We start from the raw sequence: 26707 nt of genomic DNA, 5'->3' as shown, positions 1-26707 counted from the left end.
GCAAAGGTTCCATGCAACTTGGACCTGTGGCTCTGTTTCAAAACCGGAACTTAAAAACCTGCGGCAAGTTGCCCTCGCACAAGGGGACAGGTGCAAACGACCCTTTCATCGAAGGGCTGAGGAGATTCGCATGTCAATCGGTACGATCATTCTGATCATTCTGGTCATCGCCCTGCTTGGCGGCTTCAGCGGCATCGGCGGCGGCCCGTTCTACGGCACCGGTTATTACGGCGGCGGCGGCCTCGGACTGGTCATCGTCATCCTGTTGATCCTGCTGCTGCTGGGACGGATCTAGGACGAGGACTCGTAGGGTGGCAAAGGCGCTCTTGCGCCGTGCCCACCTATTCGTCGTAATGAAAAAGATTCGTTACAACGAAAAAAACGTGGGCACGCTTCGCTTTGCCCACCCTACGAGGCCGGCCTTCGCCGCAAGGGCGACAAACCTACTTCTTCTTCCCCGCAAGCTTCTTGATCGCCGCCTTGATCGAGGCGGCCGCATCGTCATAGTCCTCCCACGCCTTTGACCGCGGCAGCAGGCCCGGCACGGTCCGCAGCGTATAGCGCTTCGGATCGAGATCGCTCTTCACCTGCGCCCAGGTGACGGGCATCGAGACCGTGGCACCGGCCCGCGCCCGCGGCGACAGCGGGGCCACCGCCGTCGACATCCGGTCGTTACGGAGATAGTCGAGGAAGATCTTCCCGTTGCGCAGCTTCTTCGACATGTTGAGCAGATAGCGCTCTGGATCGTCGTCGGCCATCCACTGGCAGACGCCTTGCGCGAAGGCCTTGGCTTCCTTCCAGCTCACCTTGTCGCGCGCGCCGTGAAGCAGCGGCACCACCACATGCAGGCCCTTGCCGCCCGTGGTCTTGCAGAAGCTCTCCATGCCAATATCGGCCAGTCGCTGCCGCATCTCCTTGGCGGCCTCGACGACATCGGCGAACTCCACATCCGGCGCCGGATCGAGATCGAACACCAGCCGGCCCGGCGTATCGTAGGCATCAGGCGCGCAATTCCAGGGATGCAACTCGACACCGCCGATCTGCGCGACGGCGGCCAGCCCTTCGACGCGATCAATCTGCAGATACGGTTTGCGGTCGCCTGAGACCTTGGCCAGTTCGAGCAAATTCGAGGTGCCCTGCATCGCATGACGCTGGAAGAACGTCTCGCCGCCGATGCCGTCGGGCGCACGCACGATCGAGCACGGGCGCCCTTTCAGATGTTCGATCATCCAATCGCCGACCGCCTCGAAGTAGCGCGCGAGATCGAGCTTCGTCGCGCCCTCGCCGTCACGGCCGCCGGGCCACAGCTCCTTATCAGGCTTGGAGATGACGACGCCCATCACCTCGGCGGTGCCGGTGTCCTTCGATCGCTTGGCTGTCTTCGCCGCGCGCTTGCTGGGCGTGGGCTCGGCGAGCTCGGTGTCGACAGGCGTCTCCGCCTCGACCTCCTCGGCGGGCTTGTCCTGCCGCAAGCCCTTGAACGCGGCCTGGCGGATATTGCCGTCGGCGGTGAAGCCGGCGAACTCGATCTCGGCGACGAGCTCCGGCTTCAGCCAGTGCACCTCGCGGCTCTTCTTCGGCGCGTTCTTGCCGCCGAAGGGGCTCTCCTTGGCCGCCATGGCCTTCAGAGACGGCATGATGCGCTTGACCTTGTCGGCGCCGAAGCCGGTGCCGACCATGCCAACGAAGGCGAGATGATCGCCGCGCTGCACGCCGGCCATCAGCGAGCGGAATTTGCCATTGGTGGTCTTGTAGCCGCCGATCACCACTTCGTGGCCCGCGCGACATTTCGATTTGACCCAACTCTCGGTGCGGCCGGAGCGATAGGCAGCGTCCAGCTTCTTCGACACCACGCCTTCGAGCTCGAGCTTGCAGGCCGATTGCAGCACCGCATCGCCGCCGCTCTCGAAATGCTCGACATAGCGGATCTGGGTCGATTTCCGCTTGCGGGCCTGCAGCAGCTTCTTGAGCTGCGCCTTGCGCTCGCCAAGCGGCAGCCGGCGGTAATCTTTTCCCTCGGCGAACAGCAGGTCGAACGCAAAGAAGATCAGCTCGCCGGTCTTGCCGTCCGACAGCGCCGCCTGAAGCGAGGAGAAGTTCGGCGCACCGTTATGGTCGAGCGCCACGATCTCGCCGTCGATCATGACGTCCGCCAGCGACCCAGCTTCTTTCGCGATCGCCGCGAACTTATCGGTCCAGTCGAGGCCCTTGCGCGTCTTCAGCGTTGCCTCGCCGTTCTCGACCCGGAGCTGCACCCGATAGCCGTCGAACTTGATCTCGTGGCACCAGCCCTCGCCAGCCGGCGGCCGCTCGACCAGCGTACAGAGCTGCGGCGCGACGAAGTCCGGCATCTCCGAGACCTTCTTCGCATTAGTCGCGGTCGTCGTCTTTTTCTTTGCCGATTTGCTTGATTTCAGCGCCGTGCGCGGCGCCGGCTTGACCGTACGCCCTTTCGCTTCCTCGGCCCGGTTGGATTGCCAGACCGCGTCGGCTTTAGTCTTGGCACCCTTGGCCAGCATGAACGGTTTTGGCGCGCGCCCCTTGCCCTCGGCGATCTGCTCCATCGCACGGCCGGAGGCGACGGATTTGTCCTCATCGAGAATGTCGTTCTTGGCACCTTCGCGGACGAATTCGTCGCGGTGCTTGATCAAGAGCCAGTTGGTGCGCTTGCCACCGGTACGGTCGTTGCGCATGCGCACCAGGACCCAGCTTCCGTGCAACTTGTCCCCATGCAAGGTGAACTTCAAATCGCCCTTCTTGAAGCCGCGTTCGGGATCTTCCGACTCCCAGGTGCCACGATCCCACAGCATCACCGTGCCGCCGCCGTACTGCCCTTCCGGAATCGTGCCTTCGAAATCGCCATAGTCGAGCGGATGATCCTCGACCTCGACCGCCAGCCGTTTGTCGTGCGGATCGAGCGAGGGACCCTTGGTCACCGCCCAGGACTTGAACACGCCGTCGAATTCGAGCCTGAGATCGTAATGCAGCCGGCTCGCATCGTGCTTCTGGATCACGAAGCGGCGCTGCTTCGACGGCGTCACCGCCGTCTTGCCCGACGGCTCCGGCGTCTTCTCGAAATCACGCTTCTGTCGATAGGTGGAGAGTTTTTGCAGCACGACCGGTCCCGCTTCTCTTTCGGGGATTCAAGCCTATCACGGCCAAAGTCCCATCCGGAACCAAAACCCAGCGGAGCGGTTGGGGTTCCAAAATGCCTTGAAAACACTGGAGAATGGAATGGCCCCGCGCGCCTATTGGAAGGGAACGTTGAAGCTGTCGCTGGTCAGCTGTCCGGTCGTGCTTTATCCGGCGACCACAGCGGCCGAGAAAACGCGGTTTCACCTGATCAACCGCGAGACCGGCAACCGGCTCAAGCAACAGATGATCGATGCCGAGACCGGCGATGTCGTCGAGAGCGACCAGAAGGGCCGCGGCTACGAGCTGCGCAAGGGCAAATATGTCGAGATCGAACCGGAGGAGCTCGAGGCGGTCCAGATCGAGAGCAACCATACCATCGACATCGAGAGCTTCGTGCCGAGTGAGGAGATCGACCAGCGTTACCTCAACCATCCCTATTATCTTGCACCCGACGGCAAGGCCGCGGTAGATGCTTTTGCGGTGATCCGCGACGCCATGAAGGACCAGGAGCGCGTGGCGCTCGCCAAGATCGTGCTCACCAACCGTGAGCACATCATGGCGATCGAGCCGCTCGGCAAGGGCCTGCTCGGCACCACGCTGCGCTTTCCTTACGAGCTGCGCGACGAGGACCAGTTCTTCGACGACATCAAGAGCCCGAAGATCACCAAGGACATGGTCGAGCTCGCCAGCCACATCCTCCAGACCAAGGCCGCCCATTTCGACCCCGGCAAGTTCAAGGACGAGTACGAGAACGCGCTGAAGGCGCTGGTGAAACGCAAGGCCAGCGGCAAGAAGATCGAGCTGCCGGAACCCGAGGAGCGCCCCAGCAACGTCGTCAGCCTGATGGACGCGCTGAAGCAGAGCCTGAAAGGACGTGGCGGCAAGAAGACGGCCGCGAAGTCGCATGCGCGGCGGGCAACCGGACGGCAGCGAACCGCGAAGAAGGCGCACCGGTCCACGGCGCGGCATCGGAAGGCGGGTTGAGGAGACTGCTCGCCCAGCACTCGATATCGTAGGGTGGGCAAAGGCGCAACGCGCCGTGCCCACCAACTTTCCACGATCGCGAAAGTTCGTGGGCACGCTTCGCTTTGCCCACCCTACAGCTCCTCAGGATGAGGATCGACAGCTAATCCCCCGCCTTCAACCGGTACCCGATCCCTGTCTCGGTCAGCACATATTGCGGTCGCTCCGGATCGGCTTCGATCTTCTGACGGAGCTGGCGGACATAGACCCGCAAATATTGCGCATCGGTCAATTCGTCCCAGAGCTCCCTCAGCAGGAAGCGGTGGGTGAGCACCTTGCCGGCGTGCTGCACCAGGACGCGCAGAAGGTCGTATTCCTTCGGCGACAGTTTCACATCACGTTCGCCGACCTTGACGATGCGGCGCACGAGATCGACCGAGAGATCGCCGGTGCGGAACACCGGGCGTTCGCCCTGGACCTGAAGCTGGTGCCGCAGCGCCGCGCGCAGGCGGGCCAGGAGCTCGTCCATGCCGAACGGCTTGGTGAGATAATCGTCGGCGCCGAGATCGAGCGCCTGTACCTTGCCGGCTTCGTCGCCGCGGCTCGACAGCACCACGATCGGCACGCCTTCGTTGCGGGCGCGGATGGTGCGCAGCAACTCGTGTCCCTGCACGTCGGGCAGGCCGAGATCGAGGATGATCAGCGCCGGCTCCTCAACGAGCTTCTCCAGTGCGATCTTGCCGTTCGACGCTTCCAGGATTTCATAGCCTTGCGTCGTCAGCCCCATCCGCAGCAATTTGCGGATCGGCGGCTCGTCGTCGATGACCAGGACCTTGATCGGGGCAGCGCTCATGCGGCGGTATCCAATGCGCGGCTCTCTGCCGGAACGGGAAGGCGGATGGTGAGGACGGCGCCGCTGCGGTCGCCGCGGTTGGCGGCCGAGATCGTGCCCCGCATCGCCTCGACGAAGCCGCGCGAAATGGCGAGCCCAAGCCCCGTGCCGGGACGGACGTGATCGCCTTTCTGCACGCGGTAGAATTTGTCGAACACGCTCTCGAGCTCGTCAGGCGGGATGCCGGCCCCCTCGTCCGCGATCTCGAGCACGACATGATCGCTGTCGCGCCGGCTGCGGATCGAGATGGTGGTCTCGGGCGGCGAATATTTGGCGGCGTTGTCGAGCAGGTTGAACAGCACCTGCTCGAACAGCACCGCATCGAGCTGCAGCATCGGCAGATCGGCGGCCAGCACGAGATCGACCTCGTGCGCGGTGAGAATCTTGGCTGCGCGACGCAGCGCGCTCCCCACGATCTCACTGAGATCGTGTAGTGCCGCGTTGGGCACGACGGCACCCGATTCGAGCTTGGTCATGTCGAGCAGATTGGCGATGAAGCGGTTCAGCCGCTCGGATTCGTCGATCACGGTCGCGAGCAGGTCGCGCTTCTCGGTGTCGGAGAGGGCGCTGGCGAGATCGCGCATGGTCGAGGCCGCCCCCAGCACCGAGGCGAGCGGCGTCTTCAAATCGTGCGAGATCGAGGTCAACAGCGCCGAGCGCAGCCGCTCGGACTCGACGGTGCGCTTGACACGGTCCATGTCCTCGACCAGCAGCACGCGCTCGATCGCCAGCGCGCCCTGATCGACCAGCGCGTCGAGCAGGCGGCGCTGGTCCGGTGTCAGCAGCGGACCGGTGCGGTCGTCGTCGATGCCGATGACGCCGATCGGGCCGCGTCCGGTGCGCATCGGCAGGAACAGCCGTTTTGCGCCCGGCAGCGTATCCGAGCCGCGGCCGGCGGGGCGGTCGTTGCTCCAGGCCCAGTTGGCGGCGGCAAGATCGGCCTGATCGAGCTCGTCCTCGGGCGGATAGCCGGATTTCACTGTGAGCAGACCTTCTTCCGGCAGCAGCAACACCACCCGGACTTTCAGCATCAACGCGATCTGGTAGGCCGTCGCCCACAGCACATCGTCGAGCGTCGCGGTGCCGGCGAGCTTGCGGCTGAAGGCGTAGAGCTGCTCGCTCATCCTGATCCGGCCGATGGCGGCATCGGCCTGGGTGCGCACGCGCGCCGCGACATTGGAGACAATCATCGCCACCATCATGAACAGCACGAAGGCGGCGACGTTGGTCGGGTCGGTGATCGTGAAGGTGTGGATCGGCGGCAGGAAGAAGAAGTTGTAACAGAGCGAGGCCGCGACAGTCGCCAGCAGCGACGGCCATAGTCCGTAGCGGACCGCGACCGCCACCACCGCCGTCAGCAGCACGAGGTCGACGTTCTCGATGCCGAACCGCGGTTGAATCAACTCGGCGGCGCCAAGGCCGATCAGCACGATGCCGAGCGCCTTCAGATAAGGCAACGGATTGAACGGCTCGGACCGCACGGCGGCCTGCACCGCCGTCTTGGTCGCCGCTTCGCCCGGCAGCTCGTCGCCGGCGATGACATGAACCGTGATGTTTCCGGCGCGGCGCACCAAATCGTGCACGACGGAGCCGCGCGTCATCTCGAACCAGCGCGAGCGCGTCGACTTGCCGATCACGATCTGGGTGACGTTGTTGCCTTGCGCGAAATTAACGACGTCATCGGCAATGCGGCGACCGACCGCCGGAATGGTCAACGCCTCGCCGCCGAGCGATTCCGCGAGCCGCAGCGTATCAGCCAGCCGGTCGCGCTGCTCATCGGACAGTTGCAGCGATCGCCGCGTCTCGATCGAAACCGCGGTGAATGGCGCATGCAGCCGGTCCGCCAGCCGCTTGGTGTAGCGCACGAGGCCGGCCGCGCGGGGATCCTCACTGACGCAGACGAGGATGCGCTCGCCCGCAGCCCAGGGCCCGGGAATCGCATTGGCCTGCATGTGATTGAGCAGCTGCTCGTCGACCCGCTCGGCCGTGCGCCGCAAAGCGAGCTCGCGCAACGCCGTCAGGTTTCCCGGCGAGAAATAATGCTCCAGCGCCCGCTCGGCCTGCTTGGGCACATAAACCTTGCCCTCCTTCAGGCGCTGGATCAAATCGTCGGGCGTGAGGTCGATCAGCTCGATCGCGTCGGCGCGATCGAACACCGAGTCCGGCACTGTCTCGCGCACCCTGACATGGGTGATCTGCGCGACGACGTCGTTCAGGCTCTCGATGTGCTGGATGTTGACGGCGGTGTAGACGTCGATGCCGTGGGACAGCAACTCCTCGACGTCGAGATAGCGCTTGGGATGGCGGCTGCCGGCCGCGTTGGTGTGGGCGAGCTCGTCGACCAAAGCGATCTGCGGCCGGCGCGCGATCACCGCATCGAGGTCCATCTCCTCGACGACCTGCCCGCGATAATCCAGCCGCTTTCGCGGGACCATCTCGAGCCCGCGCACCAACGCCTCGGTCTCGGCGCGGCCATGGGTCTCGACGAAGCCGACCACGACGTCGATGCCGGACTTGCACTTGGCGTGGGCACTTTGCAGCATCTCATAGGTCTTGCCGACGCCGGGAGCGGCGCCGACGAAGATCTTCAGCTTGCCGCTCGCGCTCCCTTCCCGCCGCGCTGCTTCCAGCAGCGCCTCGGGCGACGGACGTTGTTCGGGATCGCGGCGCTCTCGGACCATTTTGCCAATATAATCATCTGCCTGACGCGAGCCTAGACCGCTACCTGGCGGCGGCGCGATCCAGCGAGAGATTCAGTGCCAGAACGTTAACCCTGGGTTCGCCAATCAGGCCGAGCAAGGGGCCTTCGGTGTTGGCGGTCACGATCTGCTTGACCTGATCCTCCGGAATATTCCGCGCCTTGGCCACGCGCGGCACCTGGAATTGCGCCGCTTCCGGCGAGATATCAGGATCGAGGCCGCTGGCCGACGTCGTCACCAGGTCGACCGGCACGGCAGCGTTCGGATTCTCAGCCTTGAGCTTGTCTACATCTTCCCTGAGCCGGTCGGCCAGCGCCTTGCTGGTCGGGCCGAGATTGGAGCCACCGGAATTGGCGGCGTTGTAGGGCGCGGGCACCGTCTTGGTCGAATCATTGGGGTCCGGCGCAACCGTCGCCGAGGGACGGCCGTGGAAGTATTTGTCGTCCCTGAACGCCTGCCCGATCAGGGCGGAGCCGATCACCTTGCCGTCCTTCTCGATCAGGCTGCCTTGGGCCTGCGCCGGGAAGAGCGCGCCGGCGATGGCCGTCATCGCCAGCGGATAGGCAAGGCCGGTGATGGCGGTGAGCACCAGCAAGAGGACGATGGCGGGGCGGATTTCTCTGAGCATGTTGGTCTCCTAAGTCTTCGGCATGGCGCGCGGCGCCTTGCGCCGCGCCAGGACGGTTAAGCCAGGTGCAAGGCGGTGACGACGAGGTCGATTGCCTTGATACCGATGAAGGGAATGACGATGCCGCCGAGGCCGTAGATCAGGAGGTTGCGCCGGAGCAGCGCGCCGGCACCGACCGCGCGGTAGGCAACGCCCTTCAGCGCCAGCGGAATCAGCGCAATGATGATGAGTGCATTGAAGATGATCGCCGACAGGATGGCGCTCTGCGGGCTCGACAAGTTCATGACGTTGAGCACATTGAGCTGGGGATAGAATGCCAAAAACATCGCCGGGATGATCGCAAAATACTTGGCGACGTCGTTGGCGATCGAGAACGTCGTCAGCGCACCGCGCGTCATCAAGAGCTGTTTGCCGATCTCGACCACCTCGATCAGCTTGGTCGGGTTGGAATCGAGGTCGACCATGTTGCCGGCTTCGCGGGCGGCTTGCGTGCCGGTGTTCATGGCGACACCGACGTCGGCCTGCGCCAGCGCCGGCGCGTCATTGGTGCCGTCGCCGCACATCGCAACCAGCTTGCCCTTGGCCTGCTCATCCCGGATCAGCTTGAGCTTGTCCTCAGGGGTCGCCTGCGCCAGGAAATCGTCGACGCCGGCTTCGGCCGCGATGGCGGCTGCCGTCATCGGGTTGTCGCCGGTGATCATGATGGTGCGGATGCCCATGCGGCGCAGCTCGGCAAAACGCTCGCGGATACCGCCCTTGACGATGTCCTTGAGCTGGATGACGCCGAGCAGCTTGCCGTCCTTCGCGACCGCCAGCGGCGTGCCGCCGGCCTTGGCGATCTCGTCGGCAATGGTCTGGATCTCGCGGCCGACGTCCGAGAGCACGGCGGGCTGAAGCGCACGGGCGGTGTTGCCGGAGGCAACGGCCAGCGGCGCACCACCGCCGACATAGTTGAGCATCGCATCGACCGCGCCCTTGCGCACCGACGAGCCACCGGCGTCGACGCCGCTCATGCGGGTCTGCGCCGTGAACGGGATGAAGGTCGCGCCAAGCTCCGCCATGTCGCGGCCTCGGATGCCGTATTTCTCCTTTGCCAGCACCACGATGGAACGGCCTTCCGGCGTCTCGTCGGCGAGCGAGGCGAGCTGGGCCGCGTCCGCCAGCTCCTGCTCGGACACGCCGCGCACCGGGCGGAACGCGGTCGCCTGCCGGTTGCCGAGCGTGATGGTGCCGGTCTTGTCCAGCAGCAGCGTGTCGACGTCGCCGGCGGCCTCGACGGCTCGGCCAGACATTGCCAGCACGTTGAAGCGCACCAGGCGGTCCATGCCGGCAATGCCGATCGCCGACAACAGCGCGCCGATCGTGGTCGGGATCAGCGTCACGAACAGTGCGACCAGCACGATCACCGAGATCGAGCCGCCGGCATAGGCCGCATAGCTCGGAATGGTGACGGTTGCGAACACGAAGATGATGGTGAGGCCGGCGAGCAGGATGTTGAGCGCGATCTCATTCGGCGTCTTCTGCCGCTCAGCGCCTTCGACCAGCTTGATCATGCGATCGATGAAGGTCGAGCCCTGGGCGGCGGTGATGCGGACGCGGATCCAGTCGGACAGCACCTGCGTGCCGCCTGTTACCGCCGACCGGTCGCCGCCGGATTCGCGGATGACAGGCGCGGACTCACCGGTGATGGCGGCCTCGTTGACGGAGGCGACGCCCTCGATCACCTCGCCATCGGACGGAATGGTGTCGCCGGCCTCGACCAGCACGATGTCGCCGACCTTCAGGCTCGTGCCCGGCACCATCTTGAAGGCCCGGCCCGCACCGGTCAGGAGCTTGGCTTGGCTCTCGGTGCGGGTCTTGCGCAGAGATTCGGCCTGTGCCTTGCCGCGGCCTTCGGCCACCGCTTCGGCGAAATTGGCAAACAGCACCGTGAACCAGAGCCAGACGATGATCTGGAAGGTGAAGCCGAGGCCTGCGCCGCCGGTGACGACGTCGCGCAGGAAGATCACCGTCGTCAGCGCGGCCACGACCTCGACCACGAACATCACGGGGTTCTTCACCATCAGCCGCGGATCGAGCTTGGTGAAGGAGGCGCGGATCGCGGGCGTCACGATCTTGGGATCGAGCATTGCCGAGACGGCAGCACGTTTTTGCAGTTTCATCGTATCCATGGAGGTCACTCCAGACAATCAGAAGAGGTTGCCGGCGTTCATCGCCAGATGTTCGACGATCGGGCCGAGCGCGAGCGCCGGGAAGAAGGTCAGGCCGCCCATGATCAGGATGACGCCGACGACGAGACCGACGAACAGGCCCCCCGTGGTCGGGAACGTGCCCGTGGACGGCGGGATCGACTTCTTCTCCGCGAGCGATCCCGCGATCGCCATGGCCGGGACGACCATGAAGAACCGGCCGACGAACATCGCGCTTGCGAGCGTCAGGTTGTAGAAGAAGGTGTTGCCGGTGAGGCCTGCGAAGGCCGAGCCGTTGTTGCCGGTCGCCGAGGTGAAGGCATAGAGCACTTCGGTGAAGCCATGCGGTCCCGCATTCGCCATCGAGGCGACGGCCGCAGGATAGACCACGCCGACGGCGGTCCAGCCGAGGATCATCAGCGGCAGCACCAGGATGGCCAGCATCGCCATCTTGACCTCGCGCGCCTCGATCTTCTTGCCGACATATTCCGGGGTGCGGCCGACCATCAGTCCGGCGACGAAGATCGCGAGGATGACGAACAGCAGCATGCCGTACATGCCGGCGCCGACGCCGCCGACGATGATCTCGCCGAGCTCGATGTTGATCAGCGGGATCATGCCGCCGAGCGCGGTGAAGCTGTCATGCATCGCATTGACGGCACCGCACGAAGCGGCGGTGGTGACGACCGCGAACAGCGAGGACGCGACGATGCCGAAGCGGACCTCCTTACCTTCCATGTTGCCGCCGGTCAGGCCCAGCGCATGCAGCATCGAGGTTCCGTTCGCTTCCGCCCAATAGGTGATGGCGACGCCTGCGACGAACAGCACGCCCATCACGGACAGGATCGCCCAGCCCTGGCGCTGGTTGCCGACCATACGGCCGAACACGTTGGTCATCGCAGCGCCAAGTGCGAAGATCGAAAGCATCTGCACGAAATTCGACAACGCAGTCGGATTTTCGAACGGGTGCGCCGCATTGGCGTTGAAGAAGCCACCGCCATTGGTGCCGAGCATCTTGATCGCCACCTGGGAAGCGACCGGGCCGACCGCAATGGTCTGCCTGGCGCCCTCGAGCGTGGTCGCCTCGATATACGGGCCGAGCGTCTGCGGCATGCCCTGCCAGACCAGGAACAGCGTGTAGACCACGCAGATCGGCAGCAGCACGTAGAGCGTGCAACGGGTGACGTCGACCCAGAAATTGCCGACCGTGCGCATCGAGGCGCGCGAGAAGCCGCGGATCAGGGCCATCGCCAGCGCGATGCCGGTTGCCGCCGACAGGAAGTTCTGGGGCGTCAGGCCTAGCATCTGCACGAGATAGGATAGCGTGCTCTCGCCGCCGTAGTTCTGCCAGTTGGTGTTGGTGATGAAGGAGACCGCGGTGTTGAAGGAGAGATCCTCGGCGACCGCGCCCTGCCCGGCCGGATTGAAGGGCAATACGGCCTGAAGCCGCATCACACCGTAGATGATGAGGAAGCCGCCGACATGGAACAGCAACATGGCGACCGTGTAGGTCATCCAATGTTGCTCGCGCTTCTCGTCGACGCCGGAGATCCAGTACACGCCGACCTCGATCGGGCGCAGCACTGGCGACAGGAACGTCCGCTCACCGTTGAATACGCGCGTCATGTACCAGCCGAGCGGCTTGGTCAGCGCAACAATAATGGCGCAAAACAGAATGATCTGGAGCCAACCGATCACAGTCATGGAATCAACCCTTCAGGCTTGGTGCCCGGCGCAACAGCGGCAGGAGCACCGTCAGCAGGCAGGCGACGAGCACGGCGTCCGCCAGCAGCAATTCGACGAGCAGCAGCACGGGTCAGAACCGCTCGGGCCGCAGCAGTGCATAGGTGAGGTAGATCAGCAGGCCAAACGAGACGGCACCGGCGAGCGCATAATCGAAGATCATGGTTTGCTCCGTCACAGCCGTTCGCAGGCATAGGTGTAGCCGATCGCGAGGGCGAAGAAGCCGAAGCCCAGCGCCAGCATCAGAATGTCCATCATGGCGATACTCCTCATTGCGCCATCAAATCCGGCGCAACTTTCTCTCGGTGACCCGGCGGCTCGCGAAGGAAATGATTTCCACGGGCGATAGTCGGGACTTTTGACCGTGCTGAAATGCCATCGCAGGCATAGGTTTTCGAGATGAGGCCTATGGCGAAGATATAGGAATCTCATAAAGGCGGCGGTGCTGCTCGCGAGGCAACCTCACTGTCGTCCCGGACACGCGCGCCTCAAGCGCGCGCAGATCCGGGACGACGGTGGAGAATGGCGCGCCACCTCCCCACCCCGCACTTATGAAATCCCTATATCTCCCTCCTCTTCCCCATCTCGCTTTCAAATGCCTTTGAGGCCCATCCTGGCAATGCCGGCCGACTGACCGACGCCACTCCAGGAGGCCTGACATGACCGCCGCTCTCCGACGCCTCGACCCACCTTCCCACTGCCAGCAGCTTCGTGCAGCACCGGCGGTGACCCGGCCGCTGATGCTCGACATCGTCGCGCACGCCTGCCGACGCGTCGCCACGCTCGGCCAAGGCGAACGCACCGCACGCATCATGCGCCTGATCGACGTTGAAGCCTGGGCCGATGCGGCGCTGGCGCTGATCGAGCTCGAGCTGCCGATGTGGCAGGTCCGCCGCATCGCCTATGACGAGGGCGAGTGGCATTGTGCACTGTCGCGCGAGCGAGAGCTGCCGGACTGGCTGGATGCCGCGGTCGAGGCGCGCCATTCCGACCTCGCGCTAGCTCTGCTGTCGGCCTTCATCGAGGTCCGGGCATTGGCCGCGGACGTGCCGCGGCCAAGCGTTCCTTCCGTTCGTCCTGTGCTGGATCCGCTTTACGAGCCGCTCGCTTGCGACAATTTCGGCTAGGGCAGCCTCGCACTGTTCGCGCAGGTCCACCTCGTCAACGATGTAGCCTGAGCGACCGCCGTTCCCGGCTTTATGACCTTCCTATGAGATCGCCGCGGCTCCGCCCTCGAAATCATATTCGTCACTATGGATATTGAGCGCGCAGGCAGGGACACGCGTCCCGAGCCGGCATCGTTCAGAAGGAATAGATCCGTGAAACTCGTCGAACCTCCCTCGTTCAGCTCGCTTTCGACCATCGTCTTCATCGGCAGGAATCGCCGGGGACAATGGGTCGCTCAGGAACAACACGGCCTCTATGGCGGCCTGTTCGTCAGCCGTGCGCAGGCGATCAAATATGCGCTGTTCGAGAACGGACGGCATCCCGAGACCATTGTCGAGCTGCCGCGCGAGATCGAGCTCGACATGGCCAGAAGTCCCACTCCAGACATCTCGCACCGCGCCGCCTGAGCCGGCGATCTTACGGCGAAGCACCATGTTTATCCCTCCCGCTGCCTGGTTCACCGGCTTCATTCCGGACCTGCCGACGCCGTTCGATGCGGCTGACGCGGTCGATCTCGAGGCGTTCGCCGCGCTGTGTGAACGGCAGGTCGCGGCCGGCGTTCCAGCCATCGTGGTCTGCGAGACGGCCGGCGAGGCACCGACGCTCTCGCCGGCCGAGCAGGAGCTCGTCATTCGCACCGCGGTCGGCGTCGCTCGCGGCCGCGTGCGGATCATCGCGGGCGCGATCTCCAACGCGACCAGCCGCGCCATCGAACTCGCGCGGCGCGCGGAAGCTGCCGGCGCCGATGCCGTCATGTCGGTGGTGCCCGCCTACAACAAGCCGATGCAGGAGGGCATGCTCGCGCACTTCCGCGCGGTCGCCGGCGCGATCGGATTGCCGATGATCCTGCACGACGTGCCCTCCCGCACGCTGCGGCCACTGGCCGACGAGACGCTCCTGCGCCTGGTCGAGTCCCGCCAATTCGTGGGCCTGCGTGACGGCGGCGGCGACATCACCCGCCCGATGCGCCTCGCCCGGCATCTGCCGGCCGGCTTTCGCTTTCTATCCGGCGACGACGTTACCGCCTTCGCCTACATCGCGGACGGCGGCGATGGCGCGATCTCCGAGGTCGCCAACATCGCGCCGGGTCTCTGCCGCACGATCTTCTCGCAGATCAGGCAAGGCCGCCTGCAATCGGCACGCTATCTGCACAGGCGCCTGATCCCGCTCGTCACCTGCCTCTCCAGGGAAAGCCCGGGGGCGCTCAAGGGCGCCCTCGGCATGCTCGGCTTGATGCGGCGGGACACGCGGCTGCCGATCGTGCCGCTCAACCCCGCCGGCCAGGCGGAGATCGCCAGGGCCTTCGCCGCCATCGCAGACGAGGAACTGATCGATGGCGTCGGCGCCTGACTATGACATTCCTATACGGAGGCCCCGGCGCTCATCTCGCAATCCTACGCCGCGATCATCATCCTACGGGATGGATTGGGGCGGCTCTCGCCGCGCCACAGAGAAGGACTTCCGACAATGTCGATGCTGACCCACGGCCTTGAACGACCTCTCGCCTGGGCGGAGCGCCCGATGCGGATATCAGCAACGCGCAAAGCCCAGCTCAAACGCCTCGCATTCGGCGCTCTGACCCTGCTCTCGATGGGCAGCGTGCTCACCGCGCTCATTGCGCTGCGGACCGCAATCTATGTCTGGCATCTCCACCCCTGACCCGCCGAGGCAGACATCATGACCCTGCAGATGTGTGAGGAAGCCGCCATGGCTGCCATTGCTCTTCAAGCCGCGCACCGTGTGCCGAAGTCACGAACTGGGGCGCTCGACATTGGCGCGGCGACCGCGCTCAAGCCGCTCGATCCCGATGTCGTCAGCCCCGCCATTCCCGCCTTCTTCATCGGGCATAACCGCGCCGGCCTCTGGGTTGCCCGTGAGGCCCAGGGCCGCGCCGGCGGTCTCTTCCTGCTCAAGAGCACCGCGGTCGAATTCGCCAACGGCCGGAGCGCACCGGCCCGATGCGCACTGGTGTTTCCGGCCGAGACCTTCGAGCTCGACGTCGAGAACCAGGGCAATCCGCTGGTCGCACTGACAGCACGATGGCTGGAGGGCGTGAAGCGACATCTGGCCCACCTTGCGAGGTAACGACATGATCGAACTCAAGATCGTCATCCTGGTCGCATTGATGGGCGCATTGCTGCTGGGCATGCGTGTCATCGCCCGCCCGGCCTCGGATGGCTAGCATGCAGCCCTTCAAGGGAAATCTCGAGCAGGCGGTCACAACGACCATCCTGACCATGACGCTGAGCCTGATCTGGGGCGCGATCCTGACGCTCGTGATCACGCTTGTCGCGCGCGGCCTCGGCGTCTAGCTCCTCGCTTCCCGCTCGATCAGCCGCGCCAATTCCGCCGCCGTGACCTCGATCGGCCGGCCGCTGCGCTCGACGCGGGCTTGGATCAGCGCACCCTGGAGCGACGACGTGCAGAGCACGGCAAGTGTTTCCGCACGAGATCTGACGAAGCCGTCAGCGACAAGCTTGTCACGCAGGATGGATATTCGCGCCGCATAGGCCTTGCGACCGGCATCGGACACGGCACGCTCGCGCGGCGCAAGCTCGAGCAGCACGGTCGTGATCGGGCAACCGTTGCGAAAGCCGGAATCCTGCATCCAGCCTGCCAGCAATCTTGCATGCGCTCGCAAGAGGTCGGCGGTCGAGCCGCACTCTTCCGCGAGCCTGGCGACCGTCGCCGCGACGCGGCGGCCCGCCTCCTCCACAGCCGCCACCGCGATGGAGGATTTTCCATCCGGAAAGTAATGGTAGAGCGAGCCTTTTGGTGCACCGCTGACGTCGACGATGTCGTTCAGGCCGGTCCGGGCATATCCCTGGCGGCGGAACAGCGTCACCGCGGCATTGATGATGGGCTGGCGGTGTTTTGGCACGGCCGGCATGGCGCTCTCCCCCTCGCACGAAATTATATTGATTGGTCTACATCAGCCTCCGACAGTCAAGCCTGGTCCATGACAGGAGAGGCAAATGCCAATGGGAGTGACCTTCGAGGTGAACGACGGCGTCGCGCAGATCGGGCTCGACGACGGCAAGGTCAATGTGATGTCGACCACCATGCTGGGCGAGATCGGCGCCGCCTTCGACCGGGCCGAGACGGAAGCCGAGATCGTGGTGCTGCGCTCGGCGCGGCCCGGCATTTTTTCCGCCGGCTTCGACCTGAAGGTGTTCGCGTCGGGCGATCCCGCCAAGAGCCTCGAGATGGTCCGCGCCGGCGCCGAGCTTGCGCTGCGGCTGATGTCATTTCCGCATCCGATCGTCGGCGTGATGGAAGGTCATGCCTTTCCGATGGGAACGTTCCTGCTGCTCGCCTGCGACGTCAGGCTGGGCGCGCGCGGGCCGCACCGCATGGGGCTGAACGAGGTCGGGATCGGCATCGCGCCGCCGAGCTTTGCCATCGAGCTCGCGCGCAGCCGCCTGCATCCGGCCTGGCTCAGCCGCACCGTCACGCTGGGCGAGATGTACGAGCCCGGGGAGGCGCTGACCGCCGGCTTTCTCGATCGCGTGGTTGAGCCGGAAGCCGTCGACAAAGCCCTTGAGGAGATCGTCGCGGCGCTGCGCGCGATCCACAAGCCGTCGCATGCGACCGCAAAAAAGCGCCTGCGCCAACCGGCCACGGACGCGATGCGTATGGCGATCGACCGTGAACTGACCATGGCTGCCTACGAGGCGAGCAACCGGGCGCGCAGTACAGTCGCAATGCCCGTTTGAGGCCGCGCATCCCGCGGAAAAGACCCGGCCGATCTGGCGCAATTCTAGGGAAACGTGTAGAGCGGTTGCATGAGCACTGGCAATGTCAACGTCGTCGCCCACCCCCTGGTCCAGCACAAGCTTTCGCTGATGCGGGAGAAGGACCGCTCGACCAAGAGCTTTCGCGAGATCCTGAACGAGATCGGGATGCTGCTCGGCTACGAGGTGACGCGCGACCTGCCGCTGGAGCTGGTGGAGATCGAGACGCCGATCGCGCCGATGCAGGCGCCCAAGATCGCCGGCAAGAAGCTCACGCTGGCGCCGATCCTGCGCGCCGGCGTCGGCTTCCTCGACGGCATGCTGGCGCTGATGCCATCGGCGCGCATCGCCCATATCGGGCTCTACCGCGACCCCGAGACATTGCAGGCCGTGGAATATTACTTCAAGGCGCCGCAGGACCTGTCCGACCGCACCGTGATCCTGATGGACCCGATGCTGGCGACCGGCAACTCGGCCTGCGCCGGCGCCTCGCTGCTCAAGGCCCGCGGCGCCCGCGACATTCGCTTCGTGTGCCTTCTGGCCGCGCCCGAGGGCATCGCCCAGTTCCAGAGCGAGCATCCGGACGTGCCGATCTGGACCGCCGCGATCGACGAGCGGCTCAACGACCACGGCTACATCGTGCCGGGCCTGGGCGACGCTGGCGACCGGATGTTCGGCACCAAGTAGACAGGTTGGCGCGATCGGGTTACTCCCCTTGCCATGAGTGCCAACGCGTTTTCGCTGCAATCGCTGATCCGGACCGAGGCCGCCGCCGATCCCGCCTTCGTATGCGACGGGACATTGGTCTCGCGAGCTGAGTTCTCCGAAAGGATCGAGCAGACCGCGGCCTGGCTTGCGGCGCAGGGAATCGGCAAAGGCGACGTCGTCGCCGTCTGGCTGATCAACCGGATCGAATGGCTCGCGCTGCTGTTTGCCGCCGCCCGCCTTGGTGCGATCGTCGCGGCCGTCAATACGCGTTACCGCAGCGCGGAAGTCGCGCATCTGCTTCGTTTGTCCGGCGCCAGGCTGATGGTGGTCGAGGCCGCATTCCGCGCGATCGATTTTGCCGCGATCCTCGCCGACATCGCCAAAGACGAGGTGCCCGCGCTGCAACGGCTCGCGGTGATCGGCGCGGATGCGATCCCCGCGCACTGGCCCTGCGTGCGCTTCGACGCTTTCGACACGCCCTATCCGCCGGCGCCAGCTCAAGATCACGTCGATCTTCCAGTACTGCTCTACACGACATCGGGCACCACCAAGGGGCCAAAGCTCGTCGCGCATTCGCAGCGGACGCTGGCGGGCCACGCCGTCTCCGTCGCCAAGGCGCTTCGGCTTGATCCGCTGCGTCATTCGCTGCTGGCCATGCTGCCGTTCTGCGGCACGTTCGGCATGACGAGCCTGCTCGGCTTCGTCGCGGCGGGCGCGACCGTCCATGTGCTCGACGCCTTCGAGGCGGCACCGGCACTGGAGATCCTCAGCACGCACGGGATCACGCACGCCTTCGGCTCCGACGAGATGTTCCGGCGCATTCTCGCCTTCAGCGATGCGCCACGCCCATTTCCGCATCTCGAACTCTGCGGCTTCGCCGCGTTCCAGCCTGGCTGGCGCGAGCTTGCCGCGGAGGCCGAGGCGCGCGGCCTGCCGCTGTTCGGCCTCTACGGGTCGAGCGAGGTTCAGGCCCTGTTCTCGATCGCCCTCCAAGGTGATGCCTTCGCCAATCGCATCGAGGGCGGCGGCTGGCCGATGTCACCGGACGCAAGAGTGCGCGTGCGCGACACCGAGACCGGCGAGCCGGCGGCCGAAGGCATCTCAGGCGAGATCGAGGTCAGCGCGCCGTCACTCTTCCTCGGCTATTTCAACAATCCGGATGCGACGCGCGATGCGATCACCGCGGACGGGTTCTTCCGCACCGGCGACATCGGCCGGCTGCGCGGCGACGGCTCCTTCGTCTACGAGACCCGCGCGGGCGACGCCATGCGGCTCGGCGGCTTCCTCGTCGCGCCCGGCGAGATCGAGGACGAGCTCAAATCATGCAACGGCGTGGCCGACGCCCAGGTGGTTGCGGTCGATCTCAAGGGCCAGGCACGCTGCGTCGCCTTCGTGATCCCGGCGAAGGAGCCGCCAATGCAGGAGACGCTGGTCGCGCGCCTGCGCGAGCGGCTCGCCGGCTACAAGGTCCCGGCGCGGATCTATGTCGTGGAAGCCTTCCCCGTCACCGACAGCGCCAACGGCGTGAAAATCCAGCGCGCCAGGCTTCGCGCCATGGCGATGGAGCGGATCGCCGCCGAATAGGCGGGCCTATCTGGTTTGCGCCACAAGGCTCGTTCAGTACGACTTCGCGAGCCCCAGCACCTTCTCCGCGATGAAGCTGAGCGCGAGTTGCGGGCTGACCGGCGCGATGCGCGGGATCAGCACTTCTCGCAAGTAGCGCTCGACATGGAATTCCTTGGCGTAGCCGAAGCCGCCATGGGTCATCACGGCCTGCTCGCAGGCCGTGAAGCCCGCTTCGCCCGCAAGGTATTTTGCGGCATTGGCCGCAGCGCCGCACGGCATTCCTTTGTCGTATTGCCACGCCGCCGACATCACCATCAGCCAGGCCGCCTCGAGCTCGACCCAATTCACCGCGAGCGGATGCTGAATGCCCTGGTTCTTGCCGATCGGACGGTTGAACACCACGCGCGTCTTGGCATATTCCGTGGCCCGCGCCAGCGCCAGCTTGCCAAGGCCGACCGCCTCCGCCGCGATCAGGATGCGCTCGGGGTTCATGCCTTCGAGGATGTACTGAAAACCCTTGCCTTCTTCGCCGATGCGATCCTCCATCGGGATCTCAAAATCTTCGAAGAACAGCTCGTTGGAATCGACGATCTTGCGGCCCATCTTCTCGATCTCGTGGACCTTGATCTTGTTGCGGTCGAAATCGGTGTAGAACAGGCTGAGGCCGTGGGTCGGCGAGCGCACTTCCTCCAACGGCGTGGTGCGGGCCAGCAGCAGGATCTTGTGCGCGACCTGCGCGGTCGAGATCCACACCTTCTGGCCGTTGACGATGTAGCGGTCGTTCTTGGCGACCGCGCGGGTCTTCAGCTGCGTGGTGTTGAGGCCGGTGTTGGGCTCGGTGACGGCAAAGCATGCCTTCTCGCGACCCTCCACCATCGGCGGCAGCATGCGCTTGCGCTGCTCCTCGGTGCCGAACACGACGACGGGATTGAGTCCGAACACGTTGATGTGCACGGCGGATGCGCCGGACATGCCGGCGCCGGATTCCGCGATCGTGCGCATCATGATCGCGGCTTCGGTGATGCCGAGGCCCGAGCCGCCATATTCCTCCGGCACGCAGATGCCGAGCCAGCCGGCGTCGGCAAGTGCTTTATGAAAATCGTGCGGGAAGCCGCCGTCATGATCCTTCTTCAGCCAATAGGCATCCGGAAAGCCTTCGCAGATCTTGGCGATGGCATCGCGAATGGCTTCCTGCTGATCGGTGAGCGCGAAATCCATGTTCTTGATCTCCTTGTCGGGAGCCGCGACCGCGCCATCTCCCGTCTCTTCGCGTTCCCCGCTCAAAGGCCGTGGCCGCCTGCGTCGCGCCCTGACGTGCCCTTGCCTGGGTTCTTAGCTCGAAAAACCGCGTACAGATACGTGAATTTGTCTATCAACTGTGTCCACCATGCATAGGGTCATGCGACGTAAAGCTATGAGCGCGCCGTTATTTCGCAGGGAGGAAACCGCGATGGCCGGACTTTATTTCGAAGACTTTTCCGTGGGCCAGGAGTTCAGGCATCCGCTGACCCGGACCGTCACGGAGATGGACAACACCATGTTCAGCCTGCTGACGCTCAATCCGCAGCCGCTGCACATCGATGCGCATTTCGCCGAAAAGACCGAGTTCGGCCAGCGCATTTTCAACAGCCTTTACACCCTCGGCATCATGATCGGCATGACGGTCTATGATACGACCATGGGGACCACCGTTGCCAATCTTGGCATGACCGACGTGACCTTTCCAAAACCGGTCTTCCATGGCGACACGTTGCGGGCCACGACAAAGGTGCTCTCGGTGCGGGAATCCAAATCGCGGCCCAAGGCCGGCATCGTCGAGTTCGAGCACCATGCCTTGAACCAGAACGACGAGATCGTCGGCAAATGCCGCCGCATGGCGATGATGCACAAGAGGCCGGTCTGATGCGTTCGATGCTGTTCGTGCCGGGCGATTCCCCGCGCAAATTCGAGAAGGCGAGCGAAGGCAAGGCCGACGCGCTGATCATCGACCTCGAGGATTCCGTCGTCACCGAGAAGAAGGCGGACGCGCGCGGGCTGACGCTGACGATGCTCAAGGGCCGACGCGGCTCGCACCAGCTCTATGTCCGCGTCAACGCGCTCGACACCGGAATGACGCTCGCCGATCTCGCGGCGGTGATGCCGGGCAAGCCCGACGGCATCGTGCTGCCGAAATCGCAGGGCGGTGATGACGTAAGGCAGGTCGCAACCTGGCTCGAAGCCTTGGAAGCCGCGGCCGGCATCGAGATCGGCATCACCCGCATCGTCTGCGTGGCGACGGAAACCGCGGGTTCGATCTTCGGCCTCGGCAGCTACAAGGGCTGCTCCCCCCGCCTCGCCGGCCTGATGTGGGGCGCGGAAGATCTCTCGGCTTCGCTCGGCGCCACCGAAAAGGCGTCCGGCGGCGTGTTCCACAGCCCCTATCGTCTCGCGCGCGATCTCTGCCTGATGGCGGCGGCCGCGGCCGAGGTCGCGCCGATCGATACCGTCTATACCGACATCGATAATCTCGCGGGCCTGGAAGCCGAAACACGCGCGGCCCGCCGCGACGGGTTTTCCGCCAAGGCGCTGATCCATCCCAAACATGTCGACGTCGTCAACGCCGCCTTCGCGCCGACCGAAGCCGAACGCACCTGGGCGGAAAAAGTGATCGCGGCATTCGCCAGCAATCCCAATTCCGGCACACTGCGGCTCGACGGCCAGATGATCGACAAGCCGCATCTTCGCGCCGCGAAGAAGATCCTCGGCCAGCCCTAGGGCAGCCGGGGGCTGCGGCCGAAGGCCTCGGCTTGAAGCTGCGGCCTTAGTCGAACCCCTGAACCGGCGGCGCCGAGGCTTGCGCCGGAGCGGCGGGAGCGGCTTGAACCAGCGGAGCCGGATTACCGGCAGCTCGCATCTGACCGTTGGCTGCCATCGCCTCGCGGGTGCGCGTCGGGCTCCTGGTCGCGGCCGCGCGGCGCGGCGGCGGCCGATGTCCTGCCGAGTGCGAACCTCTCATACCCCAGGAACGGGCGATCGAAGGTCCGGCAGTGTAGCCGATCAAGGCTCCGGCAACCGCACCGACCGGCCCTAGCACGACCGCGCCAGAGACCGCGCCGAGCGCTGCATCGCCCGCGCGCTCCTGCGCAACAGCGCTCACGGGCACACAGGCCAGCATTGCGACAGCGGTGATCAAAGCCTTGCTCATCGGAGTGCCTCCCTCACGGGAAATCACTCGTTCTCAAATATGGCCACAGGAGGTTCGCTTGCCGGCCAACAAATGGCAATCGACTGGTGGAACCCGGCAGTGGAGCGTGCCAACTCTCTGCCTGCGAGCGCAGGACAATCGCAAGTGGCAGATGGGGCGGCATCGGCACTCGGCTCCCTCTCCCGCTTGCGGGGGATTCTTGAAGACAACCGAGGATGTCCCTGCGCGGCGAGAGCTCTCACCCGCCGCGCTCGGGACGATGCTTCGCATCGCTCGGGGCGCTCGGCCTCTCCCGCGAGCGGGAGAGGCGAGAGCAACTACACGATCTTGATCGACATATCCGGCAAGCCCTCGAGCTTGCACAGCAGCACGTCACCCTTCACGACGGGACCGACATTCTCCGGCGTGCCGGAATAGATGATATCGCCGGCTTTCAATTCGAAGGCTTCCGACAGCTTTGCGATCTGCTCGGCCACGTTCCAGATCATCTTGCTGAGATCCGAGTTCTGCTTCACCGTGCCGTTGATCGCCAGCGAAATGGCGCCCTTCTCGAAATGGCCGGTCTTGCTGGCCGGATGAATCGGGCCGATCACCGCGGCGTGGTCAAAACTCTTGCCGATCTCCCAGGGCTTCTTCTCCGCGGCCATGCCGTTCTGGAGGTCGCGCCGGGTCATGTCGAGGCCAAGCGCGTAGCCATAGACGTGGTCGAGCGCCTTATCGACCGGGATATTGGTGCCGCCTGATTTCAGCGCGGCGACCAGCTCGACCTCGTGATGATAGTTCTTGGTCAGTGACGGATAGGGATGATCGGCGACCTCGCCGACCGCGACGTTCTGGATCGCGTCGGTCGGCTTCTGGAAGAAGAACGGCGGCTCGCGGTTCGGATCCGAGCCGCGCTCGATCGCATGTGCCGCATAGTTGCGCCCGATGCAGTAGATGCGGCGGACCTGAAACACCTGGCTCTCGCCGACGATCGGGATCGTCACCATCGGCACCGGAAAGATCGGCTTCGGTCCAGCCTGCGCTGCGGCCGGCGCCGCTTCGGCGATGCCCGCCGCAGTCATCGCGGCTGCGGCAGTGAGCACGTCACGTCGAGACGTCTTCGTCATGGTTCTGTTCCCTGGCTTGGGGGAAGTTTCCTCAAGGGCTTTCTTAGAACCAAACGGTCGGCAGGCCAATGGCCCGTCCGCTACACCTTAAGCCGCGAGACGATCGACATCATGATTTCAGCGAACTCTGCGCCGTCTCCGGCGCCATCAGCGTCGCGACGATCGTGATGATCGAGAGGGCGATGATGTAGACGGACACAGCCCAGTACGAGCCGGCCCACGCCAGCAGCGCAGTCGCAATCAAGGGCGAGAAGCCGCCGCTCAGCGCCGCCGCGACATTGGCGCCGAGCGAGGCTCCGCTGTAGCGCACCTGGGTGCGGAACAGCTCCGGCATGAACGCGGCCTTCGGCCCGAACAGCAGCGCATGGGTCAGCGTCATCGTGACGACGAGCGCCAGCGTGATCAGCGCCGGCTCCTTCGTATCGAGGAACCAGAACAACGGAAACGCCAACGCCACCGAGAACACGCCGCCGGCGAGATACAGCGCTTTGCGGCCGAAGATGTCGGACAGCCAGCCGGCGAGCGGCAACGTCGCGAACTCGACGAGGGCGGCATAGACCACGGCATCCAGGATCACCTGGCGCGGCAGACCGAGCTTCGTCGTGGCATAGACCACGGTGAAGACGGTGAGGAGATAAGCAAGCCCGACCTCGGACACCGTGATGCCGATCGCCAGCAGGAAGCTGCGCCAGTCGCGGCGGAGCACTTCCAGCACCGGCTGCGCCAGCACCTCCTTGCGCTCGACCACCTCCTTGAAGTGCGGCGTCTCCGCGAGCTTGAGCCGCACGACGAAGCCGACACCGACGAGCAGGATGCTGATCAGGAAGGGCACGCGCCAGCCCCAGCTCAGGAAATCGGCTTCGGGCAGCTTGGTCATCAAGCCGAAAATGCCGGTCGAAGCGGCAACGCCGACGGGAAAGCCGATCTGCACCAGGCTGCCGTAGAAGCCGCGGCGATTGCCGGCATGCTCGATCACCATGACGACCGCGCCGCTCCATTCGCCTCCTAAGCCGATGCCCTGGACGAAGCGCAGCACGATGAGCAGGATCGGCGCCCACACGCCGATCTGGTTGTAGGTCGGCAGGCAGCCGATCAGGAAGGTGCCGAGTCCCATCGCGATCATGGTCGCGACCAGCATGGTCTTGCGGCCGAGCCGGTCGCCGTAATGCCCGATGATGGCGCCGCCGATCGGCCGCGCCACGAAACCGACCGCATAGGTCGAGAACGCCGCCAGCGTGCCGACGAAGGGATCGAAGCTCGGAAAGAACAACTTGTTGAAGACCAGCGCCGCCGCCGTGCCGTAGATCAGGAAGTCGTACCACTCGATCGCGGTGCCGAGCGCGCTCGCCCACACCACGTGCGCCGTCGTCGATTTCTCCGCCGCCGCGGAGACTCCCGTTGCTGCCGTCATGCCCTGCCCCAGAGATTCCCGAGAGCATCATGGCCAATCGTGCCGAGGGTTGCAACCTGCAGGGGTGATGGCTCTCACAGGATAACAACGCGGGATTTTGTGCGCAGGTGTCGCAACATCCTTCATTGCGAGGAGCTCTTGCGACGAAGCAATCCAGGCTGCCTCCGTGGAGAAAGTCTGGATTGCTTCGCTGCGCTCGCAATGACGGGTGCTGAAGCAGCGGTGCCCCTGTCGTCCGACCCGCCGAGAGGAACTCATCTCGAAGCCGAATTCATCATTGACAAACTTATTTGTTTATATCTAATTTACCTCAAGAACAGCCCGCCGCGCCATGCGGCCAATAAAAGAGAGGAAACGACGATGAGAGGGCTTCTGGCCTGCGCCATGCTCGCGGCCATGACTTCGGCAGCCATGACCACAGTCGCCACCGCACAAGTCTCCGACGACGCAGTGCGGATCGGCGTGCTGACGGATCTGTCGAGCTGGGGCCGCGACAACTCAGGGCCGGGCTCGGTCGAAGCCGCGAAAATGGCGGTGGAGGAGTTCGGGCCGACCGTGCTCGGCAAGCCGATCGAGATCATCAGCGCCGATCACCAGATGAAGACCGACGTCGGCGTACAGATCGTGCGCGGCTGGTTTGACAACGGAAAGGTCGACGCCGTCGTCGACATCCCCAATTCCGGCATCGCGATCGCCGTCCACAACATGGTGCGCGAGCGAGGCAAGGTCGCGCTGCTTTCCGGCCCCGGCGCAAGCTCGCTGACCGACGAGCTGTGCAGCCCGAACACCGTGCACTTCACCTACGATACCTACGCGCTGTCGAAGGTGACGGCCTCCGCCGTGATCAAGGAGGGTGGTAAGTCCTGGTACTTCATCACCGCGGACTACGCCTTCGGCCAGCAGCTCGAGAAGGACGCCACGCGCTTCGTCAACGAGATGGGCGGAAAGGTCCTCGGCGGCGTCAAGCATCCGACCAACACCGCGGACTTCTCCTCCTTCGCGCTCCAGGCGCAAAGCTCGAAATCCGACGTCGTCGCATTCGCCAATGCCGGCCAGGACACCGACAACGCGATCAAGCAGTCGGGCGAGTTCGGCCTCGTCCAGGGCGGCCAGAAGCTCGTCGGCCTCTTGATGTTCGACACCGACGTGCACGCGATCGGCCTCAAGGCCGCGCAGGGCACCTACATGACCACGGCCTCGTACTGGGCCATGGACGAGGCAACGCGCGCCTGGTCGAAGAAGTTCTACGAGCGCACCAAGGTGATGCCGACCATGATCCAGACCGGCGTCTACGGCTCGGTGCTGCATTATCTCAAGGCCATCAAGGCGGCCGGCACCGACGATTCCGCCAAGGTGATGGCCAAGATGCGCGAGCTGCCGATCGAGGATACATTCGTCCATGGCGGCAAGTTGCGCGAGGATGGCCGCGTCATCCGCGACATGTATCTCGCCAAGGTGAAGAAGCCCGAGCAGTCGAAGGAGCCGTGGGACTATCTGGACATCGTCAAGACCGTGAAGGGCGAGGACGCCTTCCGCCCGGTCTCCGAGTCCAAATGTCCGCTCCTGAAGAAGTGAGGCC

Annotated in this window: 26 protein-coding genes; 14 read left to right on the top strand and 12 right to left on the bottom strand. The window is 64.7% G+C overall.

Annotated elements, in window-relative coordinates; all coding sequences use genetic code 11:
• The first annotated feature begins 130 nt into the window (after positions 1 to 130).
• Positions 131 to 295 (top strand): DUF3309 family protein, encoded by a 165-nt coding sequence (locus RAD10_RS11985; RefSeq protein ID WP_007595743.1) that lies wholly within the window; start codon positions 131 to 133, stop codon positions 293 to 295.
• Positions 296 to 443: 148 nt separating this feature from the next.
• On the opposite strand, the gene ligD is transcribed toward RAD10_RS11985, so the two are convergent.
• The gene (ligD, locus tag RAD10_RS11980; protein WP_461617629.1) at positions 444 to 3116 is read right to left on the bottom strand and encodes a DNA ligase D; all 2673 of its coding nucleotides are present in this window, start codon (positions 3114 to 3116) and stop codon (positions 444 to 446) included.
• A 118-nt stretch (positions 3117 to 3234) separates the two neighbouring features.
• On the opposite strand from ligD, the gene ku reads away from it, so the two are divergent.
• Positions 3235 to 4119, top strand: coding sequence for a non-homologous end joining protein Ku (ku, locus tag RAD10_RS11975; protein WP_461617628.1), 885 nt, complete (start codon positions 3235 to 3237; stop codon positions 4117 to 4119).
• A 142-nt stretch (positions 4120 to 4261) separates the two neighbouring features.
• Here ku and RAD10_RS11970 read toward each other — a convergent pair whose 3' ends face one another.
• The 6 genes from RAD10_RS11970 to RAD10_RS11945 all read right to left on the bottom strand — a co-directional run bounded on the left by RAD10_RS11970 (position 4262) and on the right by RAD10_RS11945 (position 12412).
• Positions 4262 to 4951 carry a response regulator gene (locus tag RAD10_RS11970; protein WP_091961027.1) on the bottom strand — a complete coding sequence of 230 codons (690 nt, stop codon included), beginning with the start codon at positions 4949 to 4951 and terminating at the stop codon, positions 4262 to 4264.
• The gene (locus RAD10_RS11965; protein WP_461617627.1) at positions 4948 to 7671 is read right to left on the bottom strand and encodes a DUF4118 domain-containing protein; all 2724 of its coding nucleotides are present in this window, start codon (positions 7669 to 7671) and stop codon (positions 4948 to 4950) included. Before RAD10_RS11965 ends, RAD10_RS11970 begins: the two co-directional genes overlap by 4 nt.
• Before the next feature lie 40 nt (positions 7672 to 7711).
• Positions 7712 to 8317: a K(+)-transporting ATPase subunit C gene (locus RAD10_RS11960; protein ID WP_461617626.1), complete on the bottom strand. Its 606-nt coding sequence runs from the start codon at positions 8315 to 8317 to the stop codon at positions 7712 to 7714.
• Positions 8318 to 8373: 56 nt separating this feature from the next.
• On the bottom strand, positions 8374 to 10488 hold the full coding sequence (gene kdpB, locus RAD10_RS11955; RefSeq protein ID WP_461617625.1) for a potassium-transporting ATPase subunit KdpB: 2115 nt from the start codon (positions 10486 to 10488) through the stop codon (positions 8374 to 8376).
• Positions 10489 to 10506: 18 nt separating this feature from the next.
• The gene (kdpA, locus tag RAD10_RS11950; RefSeq protein WP_461617624.1) at positions 10507 to 12210 is read right to left on the bottom strand and encodes a potassium-transporting ATPase subunit KdpA; all 1704 of its coding nucleotides are present in this window, start codon (positions 12208 to 12210) and stop codon (positions 10507 to 10509) included.
• 112 nt (positions 12211 to 12322) lie between these two features.
• Positions 12323 to 12412 (bottom strand): K(+)-transporting ATPase subunit F, encoded by a 90-nt coding sequence (locus RAD10_RS11945; RefSeq protein WP_035698142.1) that lies wholly within the window; start codon positions 12410 to 12412, stop codon positions 12323 to 12325.
• Between the two features lie 496 nt (positions 12413 to 12908).
• Here RAD10_RS11945 and RAD10_RS11940 point away from each other — a divergent pair, with 496 nt between their 5' ends.
• From RAD10_RS11940 to RAD10_RS11915, 6 genes are all read left to right on the top strand, one after another.
• Complete coding sequence (locus RAD10_RS11940; protein ID WP_461617623.1) at positions 12909 to 13376, top strand: hypothetical protein; 468 nt, start codon at positions 12909 to 12911, stop codon at positions 13374 to 13376.
• Between the two features lie 192 nt (positions 13377 to 13568).
• Complete coding sequence (locus RAD10_RS11935) at positions 13569 to 13823, top strand: hypothetical protein (protein WP_461617622.1); 255 nt, start codon at positions 13569 to 13571, stop codon at positions 13821 to 13823.
• 25 nt (positions 13824 to 13848) lie between these two features.
• A complete protein-coding gene (dapA, locus tag RAD10_RS11930) occupies positions 13849 to 14766 on the top strand; it encodes a 4-hydroxy-tetrahydrodipicolinate synthase (RefSeq protein WP_461617621.1) in 918 nt (305 codons plus the stop codon).
• Positions 14767 to 14883: 117 nt separating this feature from the next.
• Positions 14884 to 15075, top strand: a complete 192-nt coding sequence (locus RAD10_RS11925; protein WP_461617620.1) for a hypothetical protein — start codon at positions 14884 to 14886, stop codon at positions 15073 to 15075.
• Between the two features lie 48 nt (positions 15076 to 15123).
• Positions 15124 to 15501 carry a hypothetical protein gene (locus tag RAD10_RS11920; protein WP_461617619.1) on the top strand — a complete coding sequence of 126 codons (378 nt, stop codon included), beginning with the start codon at positions 15124 to 15126 and terminating at the stop codon, positions 15499 to 15501.
• A gap of 98 nt (positions 15502 to 15599) precedes the next feature.
• Positions 15600 to 15728, top strand: coding sequence for a hypothetical protein (locus tag RAD10_RS11915; RefSeq protein ID WP_256471536.1), 129 nt, complete (start codon positions 15600 to 15602; stop codon positions 15726 to 15728).
• Here the strand turns inward: RAD10_RS11915 and RAD10_RS11910 are convergent.
• Positions 15725 to 16306 (bottom strand): TetR/AcrR family transcriptional regulator, encoded by a 582-nt coding sequence (locus RAD10_RS11910; protein ID WP_461617618.1) that lies wholly within the window; start codon positions 16304 to 16306, stop codon positions 15725 to 15727. The genes RAD10_RS11915 and RAD10_RS11910 overlap by 4 nt on opposite strands.
• Before the next feature lie 85 nt (positions 16307 to 16391).
• Between RAD10_RS11910 and RAD10_RS11905 the strand changes: the two genes are divergently transcribed.
• From RAD10_RS11905 to RAD10_RS11895, 3 genes are all read left to right on the top strand, one after another.
• On the top strand, positions 16392 to 17132 hold the full coding sequence (locus RAD10_RS11905; protein WP_461617617.1) for a crotonase/enoyl-CoA hydratase family protein: 741 nt from the start codon (positions 16392 to 16394) through the stop codon (positions 17130 to 17132).
• Positions 17133 to 17201: 69 nt separating this feature from the next.
• The gene (gene upp, locus RAD10_RS11900; protein WP_104461740.1) at positions 17202 to 17837 is read left to right on the top strand and encodes a uracil phosphoribosyltransferase; all 636 of its coding nucleotides are present in this window, start codon (positions 17202 to 17204) and stop codon (positions 17835 to 17837) included.
• Between the two features lie 33 nt (positions 17838 to 17870).
• On the top strand, positions 17871 to 19442 hold the full coding sequence (locus RAD10_RS11895; protein ID WP_461617616.1) for an AMP-binding protein: 1572 nt from the start codon (positions 17871 to 17873) through the stop codon (positions 19440 to 19442).
• A gap of 33 nt (positions 19443 to 19475) precedes the next feature.
• Here RAD10_RS11895 and RAD10_RS11890 read toward each other — a convergent pair whose 3' ends face one another.
• Complete coding sequence (locus tag RAD10_RS11890; protein WP_461617889.1) at positions 19476 to 20642, bottom strand: acyl-CoA dehydrogenase family protein; 1167 nt, start codon at positions 20640 to 20642, stop codon at positions 19476 to 19478.
• A 181-nt stretch (positions 20643 to 20823) separates the two neighbouring features.
• On the opposite strand from RAD10_RS11890, the gene RAD10_RS11885 reads away from it, so the two are divergent.
• Both RAD10_RS11885 and RAD10_RS11880 read left to right on the top strand, forming a co-directional pair.
• Entirely contained in the window at positions 20824 to 21327 is a 504-nt protein-coding gene (locus RAD10_RS11885; protein WP_338313716.1) for a MaoC family dehydratase, read from the top strand.
• On the top strand, positions 21327 to 22178 hold the full coding sequence (locus tag RAD10_RS11880; protein ID WP_461617615.1) for an HpcH/HpaI aldolase/citrate lyase family protein: 852 nt from the start codon (positions 21327 to 21329) through the stop codon (positions 22176 to 22178). The genes RAD10_RS11885 and RAD10_RS11880 overlap by 1 nt, the downstream gene beginning before the upstream one ends.
• Before the next feature lie 46 nt (positions 22179 to 22224).
• On the opposite strand, the gene RAD10_RS11875 is transcribed toward RAD10_RS11880, so the two are convergent.
• From RAD10_RS11875 to RAD10_RS11865, 3 genes are all read right to left on the bottom strand, one after another.
• Positions 22225 to 22608, bottom strand: coding sequence for a hypothetical protein (locus RAD10_RS11875; RefSeq protein WP_461617614.1), 384 nt, complete (start codon positions 22606 to 22608; stop codon positions 22225 to 22227).
• 317 nt (positions 22609 to 22925) lie between these two features.
• Entirely contained in the window at positions 22926 to 23717 is a 792-nt protein-coding gene (locus RAD10_RS11870; RefSeq protein WP_179739166.1) for a fumarylacetoacetate hydrolase family protein, read from the bottom strand.
• A gap of 109 nt (positions 23718 to 23826) precedes the next feature.
• Complete coding sequence (locus RAD10_RS11865; protein ID WP_461617613.1) at positions 23827 to 25128, bottom strand: MFS transporter; 1302 nt, start codon at positions 25126 to 25128, stop codon at positions 23827 to 23829.
• 360 nt (positions 25129 to 25488) lie between these two features.
• On the opposite strand from RAD10_RS11865, the gene RAD10_RS11860 reads away from it, so the two are divergent.
• Positions 25489 to 26703: an ABC transporter substrate-binding protein gene (locus tag RAD10_RS11860; RefSeq protein WP_018318490.1), complete on the top strand. Its 1215-nt coding sequence runs from the start codon at positions 25489 to 25491 to the stop codon at positions 26701 to 26703.
• Positions 26704 to 26707 lie beyond the last annotated feature (4 nt).

The sequence above is a fragment of the Bradyrhizobium sp. 23AC genome, from assembly GCF_054863025.1.
Note: the sequence above shows the minus strand (reverse complement) of the source record. Positions and strands in the feature narration are given on the sequence as shown.